Source organism: Corynebacterium sp. HMSC068H04 (genome assembly GCF_001811255.1).
In the GTDB taxonomy this organism is placed as follows: domain Bacteria; phylum Actinomycetota; class Actinomycetes; order Mycobacteriales; family Mycobacteriaceae; genus Corynebacterium; species Corynebacterium hesseae.
Map to the genome: position 1 here is coordinate 1 of NZ_KV803966.1, position 14,740 is coordinate 14,740.

Genomic DNA, 14,740 nt, shown 5'->3' on the forward strand with positions numbered 1-14,740 from the left:
GCTTGGCGGGCTTTGCGTTGTTTGCCGCTAAATCGGGTGGGCCCGAAATAAACCTGGTTAAGGTTTGCAAGCTCAGCGGCATCGGAAGCAGAAGCTCCGAGCGTGCGGAGCTCATCGGGTGCGCCAGGAATGTTTTCCACCAGCGCAATCCCCGAATTGCGAAGGCGGATGTAGGTTTCAATATCCCCCATGAGCACAGAGACTAAAACAGCACCGTGGGCCCCGCAACCGGAGGGACAAAATTCCTGGTTAATGGGGCTGGTACGAGAAAAGCCCCTAGATTGAGTTGGCTGGTTCGCATACCGATTGAATTCGCCATATGCTGCTGCCCAACCTTTCTCCTCTCGGTAAAGCCGGTCGAAACGAGAGCCTCCTGAGACCATTTCACACAGCCTCGCAGGAGGTTCGCTATCGGGATAGCGGGCATGGGTAGCCCATCAGCTTGAGTCCAAACCGACCTGACAGCACAGCAGTTTCCGGTATGCTCGGCGCACATGCTCGGAAAGGATGACACCATGAAGATGGCCCCGCGCCACCGTCAGCAATTGCCACCGCTTCCGATGGTTTCGGCCAAGCTCGGGGAGCGGTTGGCCAGCCACGTGTTCGTGGAGGAAGGCCGGGAGCTGCTTCCGGAGTTGCAGGCCTTCCGCCGCGATATGCACCAGAACCCGGAGGTGGGGCTGCATCTGCCGCGCACCCAGGAGAAGGTGCTCGAAGCCCTTAAAGGCCTACCGCTGGAGATTCATCTCGGCCGTGACCTCAGCTCGGTCGTCGCGGTGCTGCGCGGCGGCAAGCGCGGCGAGCGCCCCGTGTCGGTGCTGCTGCGCGCGGATATGGACGCCCTTCCGGTGCGTGAGCAAACGGGCAGCCCGTTTGCCTCGACGAATAGCAACATGCATGCCTGCGGCCATGACCTGCATACGGCCGGACTGATTGGCGCGGTGAAGATGCTGTGCCGCCACCGCGAGGAGCTGTTGGGCGATGTCATCTTCATGTTCCAGCCGGGCGAGGAAGGTCCGGGCGGCGCGCAGCCGATGATCGATGAGGGCGTGCTCGACGCCGCCGGCCGCCGGCCCATCGCCGCCTACGGTCTGCACGTCGGCCCGCAGGATAAGGGCACCTTCCACCATATTGCTGGCCCAATGATGGCCTCGTCGTCCAATCTGGGGATCACCGTCTACGGCAAGGGTGGGCATGGCTCGCGCCCGCACGATGCTATCGATCCCGTTGCGGCCCTCGCGGAGATCCAGATGGCGCTGCAAGTGGCGCTGACCAGGCGTTTCGATGCGAACTCGCCGATTGTCATCACGGTGACCAACCTGCGCGCGGGCGATGGCGCGGTCAACGTCATCCCGGACAAGGCGGAGCTGGGCGCGACGGTGCGCGTGCTTCGCGACGAACACATCGACGCAGTCCGCCAAATGATCATCGAGGTCTCGAGCTCCGTGGCGGCTTCCCATCGTTGTACCGCGAAGGTGGACTTCGAGGTCCTGTACTCGGCCACCAAGACCTCACCGCGCGAGGACCAGTTCGCGGCGTCGTTGTGGGCGGGTATGTTCGGCGCGGAAAACGTGCTGACCATGGATACCCCGATGATGGCCTCAGAGGACTTCGGCGCGGTGCTCGCCCAGGTGCCGGGCACGTTCATGTGGTTCGGCACGGGGGATCCGCACACCCCGGAGCACATGCGCGAGTGGAACCATTCACCGCAGGTGCGTTTCGATGATTCCGTTCTGGGAGACCAAGCCGCAGCCCTGGCGGCGGTGGCCTTTGAGCGCCTCGCCGCCGAGGACGCCCACCCCTCGCCGGCCACGAAGGCTATGCGTGCGCCGGTGCAGGGGACAGGGGCGGATGCGCAGCCGCCTTCTTCCGCAGCGCAATAGTGCCCCAGATGGTGGCTACCCACTCGGCGAGCACGACGACCATACCGGCGAGGAGGGGCCAGATGGCGTCGTCGAGCGCAGTGCTTAACGACGGGAAGAGGTTCTTCGTGGCGTGCACCGCGATGGCGATAATGAGCCAGCGCACCGGCTGTTTCTGGGATAGGCCATAGGCACTAAGACCAGTGAACAGCGAGTGGGAGAGCGGGTTGGAGGCCAGGCGGATGACGCCTGCCCCGATTGCGCCAGCGGTATCCGAGTCGAGGTTATCCGCCGTCATGCGCGCGAAGGCGGTGGCGTCCTCACCTACAGTGAAGCCGATACCCACGGCCACGCCCACAAGGACGTAGTCGAGCCAACTGCGGGGCCGGATGACGAAGGTACAGATAAGCAGCACGCCGAGGAACTTCAGCACCTCCTCGATGAGCGGCGCATACCCCGCAGCGCCCAGCCAGTCCAGGCCCGCGCGGGTGAGGAGGTGGGACATGTTCGTGTTGAGTTCCACCGCGAGCCCGGAAACCGCGAACCCCCACACCACGCCGTGTGCAATTCCCGGCCGGCGGCGCAGGAAGAACAGCGCGAGGGGGACGAGTACGGCGGCGAAGACCACGGCGGCCAGAGCACTTGCGGGCAGGAAGGGCTCGCCCGCGTAGTGGAAGGCGGTGACGGCCAGCGCGCCGAGGGTCAGCAGGTAGTACAGGTACTTCATGCGTCCTCCGGCTGCACACGGTCGGCGAAGTCACGTGCCTTCGGTCCGTAGATGTGGAGGAAGGAGATGGTGTTGTTGTGCCGCTGAGACAGCGTGATGCCGTCGCCGTCCTCGATGCGGTAGAGCTCGGCAGCCTGGGTGGTGATGGGGGCGTCGGTGAGCGCGCTGGTCCCGTTGAAGGAGCGGTGCTGGCGCGGCAGGTACGTCTCGACCTCGCGGGAGGATCTGCCTTCCTCAGAAATGATGGTTGCGCTCCCGCAGTTCCAGGTCTGCGAGGAGGCGTACGGATCCTCCGGGCACTCCAGTCCCGGGATACCGCGCACGGGGGTGGTGTCGGGAGTGGGGTCGGGGAGGAGGGCGTCGGCAAGCGGTACTGCGGCGAGGACGCCGATGCAGGAATAAATCAGTGTGTTTCTCATGCTTTCGACCCTACGAGCTGCGGTTTTGCGCCGGTATCCTCCGCAGGGAGGATTTTGCGGAGTTTGACAATGCTGACAATCATGGCCACCCACAGGCCGATGAGGATGAGGAAGGTGGGGAAGATGGGCCATAGGGCGTCGTCAAACGCGGTAGAGATAGACGGGCCGAAATTAGCCGTGAAGTGCACCGCCATGGCGATGAGCAACCAGCGCACCGGTTGCCGGCGGGAGAGCCCGTAAGCCGCGATTGAGGTGAAGAAGGAATGCATGAGCGGGTTCGCGATGAATCGGGCAAGGAGCCCCAGAAGCGTTCCCTTGAGATCAGAATCGAGGTTCTCCAGTGTCATGTTGGTGTAGTAGATGGCGTTCTCGGTCACGCTAAAGCCCATGCCCACGGCCACGCCGACGAAGACGTAGTCCGCCCAGTGACGGGGCCGGATGACGCAGGTGCAGATGAAGACGACGCCGAGGAATTTGAGGACTTCCTCGTTAAGTGGGGCGATTCCAGCGATGACCAGCCAGTCCGGGACCGTACGGACGAGGAGGTGGTACATGTTCTCGTTGAGCTGGCCGGCGAGAGTGGAGACCGCAATGCCCCACACCACCCCGTGCGCAATGCCTGGGTGCTTGCGCAGAATCAGCAGCGTGAGGCCTAGTGCAACAGCGGCGTAGGCCACCGCGGCGAGCGCACTTGTGGGCACGAAAGCGCCGTGGGAGAAATCATAAGCGACGTACACCAGCCCAGCGGCGGTGAGCAGTTCGTACAAAGTCTGTGTTCTTCTCATGCGCTTTAGGCTATGAACTGGAGCTGGGGTGCCGGTATCCTCCGCAGGGAGGATTTTCCGGAACGCAGGGAGAACTATCGTGGCAACCATGACGAGAAAGACGCGACCACTGTGGATCACGGTGCTGCTCATTTTCCTCTGCGTGGTGGCGGATTTGGCGGCATGGATCCCCCATATCGAAAACTTCGAGGGGACGGATCAGGAAGCCCTTGTTTTGGGCTTGATGGGTCTATTTAGCTTCGCCACGTGGATTCTGCTGCCCTTCGCCCTGCACCACTCACGGCGGGAGCGCAACATCCACGAGGAGTACCCCGGCCACCCGGTGGTGCTGATTGCGGCTCTGCTCGTCCTGGTACTAGGCGGGTTTCGCCCACTGTCGCTGTCAGTGCTGGTGGTGTTGATTTCAATCATCTCGCGCGGCCGATTGCGGTGGTCCCTGGCGGGGACGGCGGTCTTCGTGGCCTCGTGTGTGACCATTATCTCTGTGCCTTACATTCGGATGAACATCTTCGATCCCTTTGGTTACGTGTTCTATGGAAGCCTCTTTCTCATCGTTGCTTGGATTACGGGCTCGGTGCGCGCGCAGCGCCGCCAGCGCGAGGTCACGCTGGTGAGCCTGGCGGAGCTCAACGAGGATCAGCTGCGCTCGCGCGAGGAGCGCGCCCGCCTGGAGGAACGCAACCGCATTGCCCGCGATATCCACGATTCCCTTTCGCACCGGCTCAGCCTTATTTCCGTGTACGCGGGAGGCTTGAGCTACCGCAAGGACGCCGACCCGGAGCGGGTCGCCGAGGCGGCAGACACCATCCAATCGGAGGCCAAGGCCGCCGCGGAGGACCTGCGCGGGGTGATCAAGGCGCTGCGCGTGGATGACCGCGTGGATCCGCGCGCGAGCATCGAGGAGCACATCGGGCGCGCCCGCGCGGCGGGGACGAAGGTGCGCTATAAGAAGGGGGACGTCGATAAGCTGAGCACCCTTGCCGCCCACACGCTGGGCCGCGCCGTGCAGGAGGGGCTGACCAACGCGCGCAAGTACGCGCCGGGGAAGAAGGTGACGCTCACCGTGGAGAACGAGGAGGATAAGGTGCGGGTGACCATGCAGAACAAGAAAGTGGCTGCGCAGCCAGAGTCCGGTGGCGGCAACGGCCTGCTGGGGCTGGAGGAACGCGCCCGGCTGGCCGGAGGTACTTTCACAGTGCTTGACGACGCCTCCACCTTCACCTGGGTCCTCGAACTCCCTGAGGAGGCACGCGCGTAATGATTTCAGTGGTATTAGTCGATGATGAGCAGGCGCTGCGCCGCGGCATTCGGTTCATCCTGGAGGGCGCGCCGGACATTGAGGTGGTGGCCGAGGCCAGCAATGGGCGCGATGGCGTGGCCCGCGTGCTGGACCTGCAACCGGACGTCGTCTTCATGGACATCCGCATGCCCGTCATGGATGGCATCGAGGCGGCCGGGAAACTGCGCGCGAGCGCGCCGGATATCCCGGTGGTCATGCTCACCGCCTTCGATACGGATGAGTTCATCGTGGATGCGCTGCACGCCGGCGCGATGGGCTTTCTGCTCAAGACCATCGAGCCGGAGGGCCTGGTCTCGGCGGTGCGGGCCGCCGCCACGGGGCAGCAGCTGCTGAGCCCGAAGGCCCTGAAGAATCTGCTGGCGCTCAAGCACCCCGAGCCCGCGCCGGCAGAGACAAAGGCGCCTGGGCCCCGCCCGCTGGAGGGCTTAAGCCAGCGCGAGAACGAGGTGGCGCAGCTGGTGGCCCAGGGCCTGGACAACCAGGAAATCGCCGAGCAGCTCTACGTCTCCGTGACCACGGTGAAGACCCACATCAAGCACATCCTGGACAAGCTGGGCGGCACCAACCGGGTGCACATCGCGATTGCGGTGTTGGAAGCGCGCTAGCGCCGGCGGATAAACGCGGAGGCGAGGCCGAGCAGCGCGATGACGATCACGATGATGGACGCCGCCGGCCAGTACTGGGGGTAGTACTTCAGCGCGTAGCCGAAGACCTGGCTGTCGTTGAACTGGCGGGCAAGTGCAATGGGCATCCACCACAACTTTGTGAGAGTGAGGACCGCGCCGAGCAGGCCAGCGATGATGCGGCGACTGCCGCGCAGAAAGAAGCTGGCTGCCACGAGGAGCATGCCGGCGATGGTGAGAGCGAATAGCAGGGGAGTTACCGCAGCGAATGGGGAGCCGTTGATGAGGAACTCGTGGTCAATTTCGTGCTGCTCGATGAGGGTATAGCCCTCAAGGACGACGTCGTCCGGTATTCCCATTTACTTCTCCTTCTGCTCAGTGTTCGGGTCGTAGCCGTCGGCCCAGGTATCGGTGTCGAAGTCGTAGTCTACGTTCTCGCCCTTTTCATCGGTGCGCTGGTACCAGTCCGTGTAGCGGTGGGCGGAGGAGTCGAAGTCGGAGCCTGCACCGCGGCCTTCGTCGGCATGCTCGACGGTGAGCTCGAAGTCATCGCCGTGCTCCTCGATGCCGCGCACGACGGCGTTTTCCACCGCGGCGCGCGCGTAGGCGCGGCGGATGAACATCGGGTCGGAGCGCAGGTCCTTGATGAAGGCCACCATCATGAACAGCAGCACCAGACAGAATGGGAGCGCCGAGAGGATGGTGAGGTTCTGCAGGCCGGTGAGCACGTCCTCGCCGCCGGTGAGCAGCATGACGATGGCGATGCCCATCATGCACAGTCCCCAGAAGATGACGATGAACTTGTTCGGCGCGGGATTGCCCTTGGAAGACATGGTTCCCATGATGACCGATGCGGAATCGGCAGACGTGATGAAGAAGACCGCCAGCACCACGATCAGAACAAATGGTGTGATGCTGCTCAGCGGCAGGTGGTCAAACATGGCGAAGAGAACCTGCTCGCCGGAGGCAGAGCCATCAAAGTTCGGTAGTTCCTCGCGCTGGAAGGTGATGGCCGTGCCGCCGAAGATGGTGAAGGCCAAAATGAGGATGAGGGAGGGCGCGAAGACGGTGACGGCGGTGAATTCGCGCAGCGTGCGGCCACGGGAAATGCGGGCGACGAACATGCCGACGAAGGGCGTCCACGCGATCCACCACGCCCAGTAGAAGGCGGTCCAGTAGGACTGGAATTCGATGGTTTCATCGCCCCAGGACAGGCCCTTGGCCATCATGGGCAAAAGCTGGTCGATGTAGGTGACGATGCCGGAGGGCACGAGGTTGAGCAAAAGCAAGGTCGGGCCGGTGAAGAAAACAAAGATGACCAGGCCGAGCGTGAGTGTGATGTTGAAGTTGGACAGGTAGCGCACGCCGCGGGAAACACCAGAGACCGCAGAGATGATGAACCCGCACCCCAGTACGGCGATGATCGCGATGAGCACAGCATTGGTCAACGGACCTGCGCCGCGGATGATGGACACTCCTTGGCCAATCTGGATGGCGGAAAGCCCCAGCGTGGCGGCGGTGCCGAAGAGTGTGGCGACGAGTGCGAGGATGTCGATAAGCTTGCCCAGCGGCCCATCGGTATCGCGGGAGCCAAACAGGGGCTTGAAAATCGAGGACACCAGCGGAACGCGGCCGCGGCGGTAGGAAGAGTAGGCGATCGCGCCGCCGACGAGGGCATAGGCCGCCCAGGGCGAGACACCCCAGTGGTAGTGCGCCTGGGCCATTGCTTGGTGGAGGGCTTCGACGCTGTTGCCGTCGACAGTGTGGGGAGGCGGGGTGATGTAGTGCGACAGCGGCTCCGAAGGACCGTAGAAGAAGATGCCAACGCCGATGCCGGCACCGAACATCATGGCCACCCAGCTGAACCAGCCGAACTCGGGTTCCTCGTCATCCGTGCCGAGCTTGATGCGGCCCAGGAAAAGGCCGCGGAGGAGGCGGCGGAGACGGACTCCGGTGAGGTGATGCCCCAGATGATGAAGGCTACGACGAACGTAGCCGTGCTGAAGAAGGTGACCTTGTCCAGCGTGAAAGCATTGCGTTGGTCTTCCACACCGATTCCGGGAACCAAGCCCGGGTGCATGTTGTGGGGATAGATGCCAACGGGTGGACCGGTAGATTTTCGAGTGTTCACGTCAACAATTATCGCAGGTGCGCGAAATGACAGCGATGTGAGCTAGGATGAAGGCACTTATTTCTGCGTCGATTGGAATGCCATGCCGCTGCCTAATTTTGATGAGAATGTCCGTGAGCTGGAGGAAGCCTTTGCCCTCTTTGAGCTCGTGGAGGAACACGTCCTCGATCCGAACCTGCTGTTCACGGTGAAATAATCCGCCTCTTCTGTGCGCCCGCGAGTACTCCGCGGCGGGTGCGCACTATGAGGTCATTGACGCATTTCCGCTGCGGTGATCTTCTCAATGAGTGTGTCCAGCTCCGCGCGGCTGGGCTGTGAGAGCGGGTTGACCACGCAGAAGTCGAGGAGGAAGTAACCGGCGGTTTGCAGAGCCGTGTGGCGCTGCCAGAACTGGCTGATATCGGAGTGGTTGGTGGCCAGCGACTGGATGCTGCGCCGCTCCGAGAGTAGCTCGTAGTGCAAGTCGCGGCGCTGCGCCAGCGCTTCCTCCGGGGTCTTGATAAGCAGGGAACCGAGCAAGGCTGCCATCGCCTCGAAGCAACGCGTTTGCAGGCGGTAGTGGTTGGTCATCTGGGCCCGCGGCTTCCACAGCCACAGGAAGAGCATCGCCACGACCACGGAGAGCCCAATCTCCGCCATGCGCGAGCCGATGGTGTGGGCCAAATGCTCCGAGGAATTGCCCATCAGCAGTGCCAGCGGGGTGGAGAAGATAACGCATAGCGCGTAGTTCTTCACCACCAGAATCTCCGCGCAGAACTGGCAGAAGGCCAACGCGAGCACCAGCCCCCAACCGTGCGGGCTGAACGACGCAATGAGCGCGAAGACACACACGCCCAGAACCGAACCCAGCATGCGCTGTACTCCACGAATCGTTCCCGGTACCCGGTCCGGCCCCCACTGCAAGAGCAGGAGCACCGACACCGCGCCCCAGTCTGGGCGGTTAAGCCCCAGCGCCATGCCAATGAACGCGGTCGCCAGGCCACCAAGCGCGATCTTCTCAGCCGTCACCACCGCGTGGGAATTGCCCACCGCGGCGCGGTAGAAGCGGTAGCGCATCGTCGGCTTGGTGTGCGGGATGGCGGTGCGGTCAGGATCGACGTAGGTGGGGGAATCAGAGAGCTGATCCGAGTTGCCGCCCACCTGCTTGTGGTGCGCCACGATGCGTTGTTGTGCCGCTAGTGCGCGGTGCACCAAGTCCGCCTGGGCGGGGCGGCGGATGCGGCGGCCGCGGATCACGCCGGCGTCGGCAAGCGCTTGCCACGCCGTGGAAATCGCGGACTGCGCCTGGTGGTGGCGAGCCAGGAAATCGCTATCGGAGTTCACGAAGGCATCGGCGGCCTTTTCCAACGCGGCCACCGCGCGGGTCTCCGGGCCATGCGGATCCCGGAAACGCGGCAGCATGCCCAGCACGTAGCTGGCCAACACGCCGGCCAGGCTCCACGCGGCCACCTCCCACGGTGAAACCCCGCGCAGCATTGTGGAGCCACCGGCCACCATCACGATGAAGAAGGAACCCGGCGGCGGCAGCCGCAGCGCATTCTGCACGAACGCGCCGATGGTTGCTAGAGCCACCGTAAACACCGCGGACAGTGCCAGGCCGTGCACGCCGACGAGGGAACCGGCCGTAGCCGCCAGCGTGAGCAGCCCGCCAGCGGTGAGGATCACGCGGCGCCGCGTGCGGTAGGGGTGCCCCTCGCCGTAGATGACGGAGAAGGCGCCGGCGGAAATGAGCAGCACCGCATCCGGGTGGCCCGTCGCTACAGCGATCCCGCCGGGGATGATGATCGCCAACGCCGCGCGCAGGGCACCGGGCCAGCGGCGCGCGGAGGTGTTAAAGGCGGTAAAAAGCTGAAGTGCATTAGGACGTTGCGGCAGTGGGTGTTCCATATCGGGAGAACACCTTACTCGTTTCGCCGCGATCCACGAGCCGGCCATCCTGTAGCACCGCCACCGTGGGGCATAAGTGACGCACGACATCGATGTCGTGGGAGACGAACACCAGCGTCATGTCCTTCGTCACGCGCTGTAGAAGCTCGAGGACCTGGGCCCGCGAAGTGGCGTCCAGCGCCGAGACGGCCTCGTCCGCCAGCAGAATCTCCGGCTTGCCCACCACGGCGCGCGCCAGCGAGATGCGTTGGCGCTGCCCGCCGGAGAAGTCCCGGGGATAGCGCTCGAAGCCCTCGATGCCGACCTCCCGCAGCACCGCCTCGGCTTCTTCGCGCGTCCCGCCGCCCTCGGCCACGATCTTCCAGATAGGCATGCGCGGGTTGAGCGAGCCCTTAGGGTCTTGGAAGACCATGTGCACGCGCTTCTTCACCGTCACCGTTCCGGAGGTGGGTTCCGTCAGCCCCGTGAGCAGCTTGAGCAGCGTGGATTTGCCGGAGCCGGAACCGCCGACGATGCCGAGGCGCTCGCCCTCGCGGACGGTGAGGGAGACGTCGTCCAGCGCGGTCACCCCGCGGTAGGTCTTGGTCACGTTCTTGAGCTCGATGACGGGCTTGCCCAGAGTGGGCATGGGCGGCGGGGTGAGGTCGGGAGCGGTGAGCTCACCGATGCGCACGACGCGGTCGCACACGCGCTTGACGACGTCCCGGTCATGACTAATAAACAGCAGCGCTGTGTCTTCGCTGTCCGCGGCATCCACGATGGTGGAGAGGATCTCTTCCTGAGTGAAGGGATCCAGGGCGGTGGTGGGCTCATCGCAGATGAGCAGCTTGGGGCGACGGGCCATGGCCATCTCGATGAGCGCGCGCTGGCGCTGTCCGCCGGAGAGCTGGTGCGGGAAGCGGTTGAAGCCGGGCACCTTCATCAGCGGGTCGAGCGCGGTCATGGGCTCTTGGAAGACCATGGCCAGCGGCAGCTTGCGCAGGTCGCGGTCGCGCATGCCTAGCAGCTCCTGGCCGTTGAAGTGGATGGAGCCGGTGGCCTGCAGGTGGTCGGGCAACAGCCCCATGATGGCTAGGGCGGTGAGGGACTTGCCGCTGCCGGAATCGCCGATGAGACCGACGCGCTCGCCGGGTGCGATGGAAAAGGAGATGGGGCCGACAGGGCCCACGCGCAGATCAGTGACGGTCAGCATGGCTTCCTAGCAGGTTGAATCCGAGGACGGTGCCGGCGATGGCCAGCCCGGGCCACAGCGCCTGGAGGGGGTGGGTGGCCAGGAGGGGCTGGGCGTCGTGAAGCATGCGGCCCCACGAGGCGGTCGGCGGGGCAGTGCCCAGGCCGAGGTAGGAGAGACCGGCTTCGGCGAGGACGGCCAGCGCAAAGTAGACGGAAGCCTGGATGGCCACGATGCCGCCGAGGTTGGGCAGTACGTGGCGCCACGCGATGAGCGCCGGCGGCACGCGCGAGATGCGCGCGGCCGCGATATAGTCCTGCGTCATGATTTGCAGCGTGCCGGAGCGCGTGACCCGGATGAAGGAGGGGATGCCGGCGATGCCGATGGCGATGGTGGCCGTGAGCGTCGAGGAGCCCCACACCGCGCCGGCGACGATGGCCAGCAACAGCGCCGGGAAGGCGAGCAGCAGGTCGGTGGCCGCCATGATGAAACCGCCGCCGCGCATCCCGGCGACGATGCCGAGCGGTACGCCGATGAGTGCGGCGATGGCCACCGCCACGACGCCCACCAGCACGGTGATCTGGGCGCCGGCGAGGATGCGGGAGAAGGTATCGCGCCCGAAGCGGTCGGTGCCCATGAGGTGCTCCAGGCTGGGGCCGGCCAGGCGGTCGGGGGAGATGAGGTTGGGGTCATAGGGCGTCCACACCAGGGAGACCAGCGCAAGCAGGATGGTCAGGCCCACCAGGATATAGCCGGGTTTCATCGCGCCTCCTTCAGCCGCGGGTCGATGACCCGGTAGGCCAGGTCCGTGAGCAGGTTGACGGTCAGGGTGAAGGTCACGAAGACCATGATGAGGGTCTGGACGGTGGTGAGGTCGCGGGTGGAGACGGCGTCGAGAAGCAGCGAGCCCAAGCCGGGGATGACGAAGACGTTCTCGATGACCACCGCGCCCACCACCAGGGTGCTCAGCTGCACGCCGGTGACGGTGAGCACCGGCAGGGCGGCGTTGCGCAGGCCGTGGCGGATGAGCGCCCCGGTGCGGGATTCACCCAGGGAGCGGGCGGTGCGGATGTAGTCCTTGTCCATCTCCTCGCGGAGGGTGGCGCGCACGTAGCGGGTGAGCATCGCGCCCTGCACCAGTGCCAGCGAGATAACCGGCAGGACAAGGTGGCTGAGGCCCTCGCGCGGTAGCTGCCAGCCGTTGGCCGGCAGCCAACCCAGGTGCACGGAGAACACGGCGACGAGCAGAATACCGACCAGGAAGCTGGGCACCGCGATGCCCAGCTGCGTGGCGGCGTTGAGCACGGGGAGCCTAAAGCGGGCCAGCAGGATGCCCATGGGGATAGCCCCGGCTAGTGCGAGGGCGATGGCCAGCCCGATGAGCAACAGCGTGACCTGCGCGCGGTCAACCACGAGCGGGGTGATGTCCTGCTGCGAGGACAGCGAGACGCCGAAGTTTCCGGTCAACAGCCCTTTCATCCACTCCAGGTATTGCACGAGAAGCGGGCGGTCCAGGCCCATGGCGTGGGTCAGCTCCGCCACGGATTCATCAGTGGCGTTGACGCCCAAGGCCACGCGCGCCGGGTTGCCGGGCACTGCCCGCATGAGCAGGAAGATGATGATGGAGGCGGCCCACATGGTGCCGAGGAAGCGCAGGAATCTCATCGCACTCCTCGCAACTCGATGGCATCGGTGATCTGGTTGGGTTGCAGGCCGGTCAGGCCCTCGCGGTAGAGCACGATATTGGGCATATTCATCAAGGTCAGGGCGGGCATATCTTCCATGATCTGGTCGACCGCCCCTTTCATGTCATCCTGCTTCAACAACGTGCGGGTCTGCGGCGAATCATAGCCGATGTAATAGTCCGGGTTGCCAAAGATGGTAGGGATATCGCGCGGCTCGACGTGCGCGACGAGCGACATCTGATAGTCCTTGGCCCCCATGACTTGGCTCAGCCACACGGCGGGAAACTCCGCGGTTTCCAGCGTGACCTCGAATCCCATCTCCGTCAGTTGCGAGTAGAGGAACTCAGAGAGCGTTTGCGTATAGGGCAGGCTGGGCACGGTGAGCGTGAGCGGCGTGCCCACGGCCCCGGCCTCCTCCATCAGCGCGCGGGCGCGCGTGGGGTCGTAAGGGTAGTAGTCCTTGGCGCTAAACCACGGGTCGGTCGGCGGCACCGGAGCGCCGCCGGTGTCTTTCGCGCGGCCCTCCCAGAGGATGTCGTTGGCGGCCTGGCGGTCGATTCCATAAGCCACGGCGCGGCGCACGCGGGGGTCGTCGAAAGGCGCTGCCTGGTTATTCATGGACAGCAGCACCTCGCCGTTCGTGGTGCCGACTGCTGTTTCGATGGAGTCATCGAGGGTGTCGAGCAGCTCGGGGTTCTGCACGCCCCACACGGCGTCGACCCCGCTGGAGCGCAGGGCGTTGACCGCGGTGAGGGAATCCGGGAAGTAGCGGATGGTGATGTCTTCCTTCGCCGGGGTTCCCCAGTAGTCCGGGCGGGCGCGCAGTGCGATGTACTCGTTGGGGGAGAAGCCGGCGACGGCGAAGGGGCCGGTGCCCACAGCTTCGGTGGGCGTGCGCATGGCGCCGATGACGGTGCCCATGGACCACAACCAGCCGGCGGAGGGACGGGATAGCTCGACGACGAGCGTGTGATCATCCACCGCCGTGGCGGATTCCACCACGTCCATCTGCTTCTTGAGCCCGTTGGTCCATTCCGTTTTCACAGCGTTGATGGACCACGCGGCGGTGTGCGCGGTGAAGGCCTCGCCGTTGGAGAAGGAGGCCTCGCGCAGGTGGAAGGTGTAGCGCGTGGAGTCCACCTCCCAGGATTCGGCGAGGCCGGGCACAATCTCTCCCTCAGGCGAGATGCGCACCAGGGTTTCGTAGACGTTGCTCATGAGCGCGGCCGGGATGGCGGCGCCGCCGACGGTGGTGAAATCCAGGGACGTCGCGGGCGTCGTCGTGGCCAGCGTCAGCGCGGAGGAATCAGAATCAACAAGCGCCGTGGAACCGGCGGAGCAGGCGCTGAGCGACGCCCCCAGCACCACCCCCAGCGCACCTAACCAGGCCTTCATCCTTCGGACAGCTTGACCTCGAGCGGGGAGGTGGTGCCCCGCACGCTCGTCATGCCAAGTGTGAGCCGGTCCCCGAGGTACAGGATTTCGGTGCACTCGACGGGATGCCCGGAGTGATCCGAGATGTCGAGGTGCAGGCGCCACAGCGGGGTGGCGGGCTCGACGTTGAGGGAGCGCGCATCCTCCTCACTGGCGGAAGCCAGCGAGAGCTCGCGGTTGACGTTGTCGAATTCCACGCCTTGCTTGCGCAGGTGATCGTGGATGGACTCATTATCGGCATCGAAGTTGAGGATGTGGCTGCCCACGTCGACAGGGAAGAACATGCGCTCGATGGCGATCGGCATGCCATTGGCGCTGCGCACGCGGTGCACAAAGATAACCGGGGAGCCGGGCTCTACCCGCAGGAACTCGGCCTCCCTTTCGGTAGCGGGACAGCGGCCCAGCCACAGGGTGGAGGCGCCGGGCTCGAATCCGCGCTCGCGCAGCCAGTGCGTTACGGAGTAGATGGAGTCGAAGGACTCCGAGGTGAAACGGCCGAGGACGACGGAGCGGCGGCCGCGGCCGGAGGAGATGAGGCCCTCCGAGCGCAGCGCCGCGACGGCCTGGCGCACGGGACCGCGGGACGAGGAGAAATGCTCGCACAGCTCGGCCTCGCTGGGCAGGAAATCACCGGGAGAAAGCTTCTTGCTGCGGATGAGATTGCGCAGATAGTCAGCGATAATACTGTGTTGCTGTGTACCGCGAAGGGCCACGGT

At 64.6% G+C, this 14,740-nt stretch carries 13 protein-coding genes and 2 pseudogenes; 3 read left to right on the plus strand and 12 right to left on the minus strand.

Translation table 11 applies throughout. The annotated features are described in order from the left end of the window. Positions 1-191, minus strand: a pseudogene (locus HMPREF2792_RS01090) (HNH endonuclease); the annotation flags it as partial. A gap of 324 nt (positions 192-515) precedes the next feature. Between HMPREF2792_RS01090 and HMPREF2792_RS01095 the strand changes: the two are divergent. Then, positions 516-1,883 (plus strand): M20 metallopeptidase family protein, encoded by a 1,368-nt coding sequence (locus HMPREF2792_RS01095; protein WP_070519537.1) that lies wholly within the window; start codon positions 516-518, stop codon positions 1,881-1,883. On the opposite strand, the gene HMPREF2792_RS01100 is transcribed toward HMPREF2792_RS01095, so the two are convergent. The 3 genes from HMPREF2792_RS01100 to HMPREF2792_RS01110 are packed head-to-tail and all read right to left on the minus strand — an operon-like array spanning position 1,819 to position 3,793. Beyond that, a complete protein-coding gene (locus HMPREF2792_RS01100) occupies positions 1,819-2,589 on the minus strand; it encodes a PrsW family glutamic-type intramembrane protease (RefSeq protein ID WP_070530176.1) in 771 nt (256 codons plus the stop codon). The two genes, HMPREF2792_RS01095 and HMPREF2792_RS01100, sit on opposite strands and share 65 nt — an antisense overlap. Further along, the gene (locus HMPREF2792_RS01105; RefSeq protein ID WP_070519541.1) at positions 2,586-3,008 is read right to left on the minus strand and encodes a hypothetical protein; all 423 of its coding nucleotides are present in this window, start codon (positions 3,006-3,008) and stop codon (positions 2,586-2,588) included. The genes HMPREF2792_RS01100 and HMPREF2792_RS01105 overlap by 4 nt, the downstream gene beginning before the upstream one ends. Beyond that, a complete protein-coding gene (locus tag HMPREF2792_RS01110) occupies positions 3,005-3,793 on the minus strand; it encodes a PrsW family glutamic-type intramembrane protease (protein WP_083299215.1) in 789 nt (262 codons plus the stop codon). The genes HMPREF2792_RS01105 and HMPREF2792_RS01110 overlap by 4 nt, the downstream gene beginning before the upstream one ends. Positions 3,794-3,881: 88 nt before the next feature. On the opposite strand from HMPREF2792_RS01110, the gene HMPREF2792_RS01115 reads away from it, so the two are divergent. Then, the gene (locus tag HMPREF2792_RS01115; RefSeq protein ID WP_232748419.1) at positions 3,882-5,051 is read left to right on the plus strand and encodes a sensor histidine kinase; all 1,170 of its coding nucleotides are present in this window, start codon (positions 3,882-3,884) and stop codon (positions 5,049-5,051) included. Beyond that, positions 5,051-5,698: a response regulator gene (locus HMPREF2792_RS01120; RefSeq protein ID WP_070519545.1), complete on the plus strand. Its 648-nt coding sequence runs from the start codon at positions 5,051-5,053 to the stop codon at positions 5,696-5,698. The genes HMPREF2792_RS01115 and HMPREF2792_RS01120 overlap by 1 nt, the downstream gene beginning before the upstream one ends. On the opposite strand, the gene HMPREF2792_RS01125 is transcribed toward HMPREF2792_RS01120, so the two are convergent. The 8 genes and pseudogenes from HMPREF2792_RS01125 to HMPREF2792_RS01160 form a co-directional block, all read right to left on the minus strand. Continuing rightward, on the minus strand, positions 5,695-6,075 hold the full coding sequence (locus HMPREF2792_RS01125) for a cell division FtsX domain-containing protein (protein ID WP_070519547.1): 381 nt from the start codon (positions 6,073-6,075) through the stop codon (positions 5,695-5,697). The two genes, HMPREF2792_RS01120 and HMPREF2792_RS01125, sit on opposite strands and share 4 nt — an antisense overlap. Continuing rightward, positions 6,076-7,796: pseudogene (locus HMPREF2792_RS01130) on the minus strand (BCCT family transporter). 300 nt (positions 7,797-8,096) lie between these two features. Continuing rightward, a complete protein-coding gene (locus HMPREF2792_RS01135) occupies positions 8,097-9,734 on the minus strand; it encodes an FUSC family protein (protein ID WP_070519549.1) in 1,638 nt (545 codons plus the stop codon). Next, positions 9,706-10,926, minus strand: a complete 1,221-nt coding sequence (locus HMPREF2792_RS01140; RefSeq protein ID WP_070519551.1) for an ATP-binding cassette domain-containing protein — start codon at positions 10,924-10,926, stop codon at positions 9,706-9,708. The genes HMPREF2792_RS01135 and HMPREF2792_RS01140 overlap by 29 nt, the downstream gene beginning before the upstream one ends. Next, positions 10,910-11,668, minus strand: coding sequence for an ABC transporter permease (locus tag HMPREF2792_RS01145; RefSeq protein ID WP_070519554.1), 759 nt, complete (start codon positions 11,666-11,668; stop codon positions 10,910-10,912). The genes HMPREF2792_RS01140 and HMPREF2792_RS01145 overlap by 17 nt, the downstream gene beginning before the upstream one ends. Continuing rightward, the gene (locus HMPREF2792_RS01150; protein ID WP_070530180.1) at positions 11,665-12,570 is read right to left on the minus strand and encodes an ABC transporter permease; all 906 of its coding nucleotides are present in this window, start codon (positions 12,568-12,570) and stop codon (positions 11,665-11,667) included. The genes HMPREF2792_RS01145 and HMPREF2792_RS01150 overlap by 4 nt, the downstream gene beginning before the upstream one ends. Continuing rightward, positions 12,567-13,985: an ABC transporter substrate-binding protein gene (locus HMPREF2792_RS01155; RefSeq protein WP_070530182.1), complete on the minus strand. Its 1,419-nt coding sequence runs from the start codon at positions 13,983-13,985 to the stop codon at positions 12,567-12,569. Before HMPREF2792_RS01155 ends, HMPREF2792_RS01150 begins: the two co-directional genes overlap by 4 nt. Next, complete coding sequence (locus tag HMPREF2792_RS01160) at positions 13,982-14,737, minus strand: GntR family transcriptional regulator (protein WP_070530185.1); 756 nt, start codon at positions 14,735-14,737, stop codon at positions 13,982-13,984. Before HMPREF2792_RS01160 ends, HMPREF2792_RS01155 begins: the two co-directional genes overlap by 4 nt. Positions 14,738-14,740 lie beyond the last annotated feature (3 nt).

Excerpts from the sequence above, each read along its gene's own strand:
- HMPREF2792_RS01150 (WP_070530180.1), bottom strand. The coding sequence starts at position 12,570 with ATGAGATTCCTGCGCTTCCTCGGCACCATGTGGGCCGCCTCCATCATC.
- HMPREF2792_RS01120 (WP_070519545.1), top strand. The coding sequence starts at position 5,051 with ATGATTTCAGTGGTATTAGTCGATGATGAGCAGGCGCTGCGCCGCGGC.
- HMPREF2792_RS01155 (WP_070530182.1), bottom strand. The coding sequence starts at position 13,985 with ATGAAGGCCTGGTTAGGTGCGCTGGGGGTGGTGCTGGGGGCGTCGCTC.
- HMPREF2792_RS01125 (WP_070519547.1), bottom strand. The coding sequence starts at position 6,075 with ATGGGAATACCGGACGACGTCGTCCTTGAGGGCTATACCCTCATCGAG.
- HMPREF2792_RS01095 (WP_070519537.1), top strand. The coding sequence starts at position 516 with ATGAAGATGGCCCCGCGCCACCGTCAGCAATTGCCACCGCTTCCGATG.
- HMPREF2792_RS01100 (WP_070530176.1), bottom strand. The coding sequence starts at position 2,589 with ATGAAGTACCTGTACTACCTGCTGACCCTCGGCGCGCTGGCCGTCACC.
- HMPREF2792_RS01145 (WP_070519554.1), bottom strand. The coding sequence starts at position 11,668 with ATGAAACCCGGCTATATCCTGGTGGGCCTGACCATCCTGCTTGCGCTG.
- HMPREF2792_RS01115 (WP_232748419.1), top strand. The coding sequence starts at position 3,882 with ATGACGAGAAAGACGCGACCACTGTGGATCACGGTGCTGCTCATTTTC.
- HMPREF2792_RS01135 (WP_070519549.1), bottom strand. The coding sequence starts at position 9,734 with ATGGAACACCCACTGCCGCAACGTCCTAATGCACTTCAGCTTTTTACC.
- HMPREF2792_RS01140 (WP_070519551.1), bottom strand. The coding sequence starts at position 10,926 with ATGCTGACCGTCACTGATCTGCGCGTGGGCCCTGTCGGCCCCATCTCC.
- HMPREF2792_RS01110 (WP_083299215.1), bottom strand. The coding sequence starts at position 3,793 with ATGAGAAGAACACAGACTTTGTACGAACTGCTCACCGCCGCTGGGCTG.
- HMPREF2792_RS01105 (WP_070519541.1), bottom strand. The coding sequence starts at position 3,008 with ATGAGAAACACACTGATTTATTCCTGCATCGGCGTCCTCGCCGCAGTA.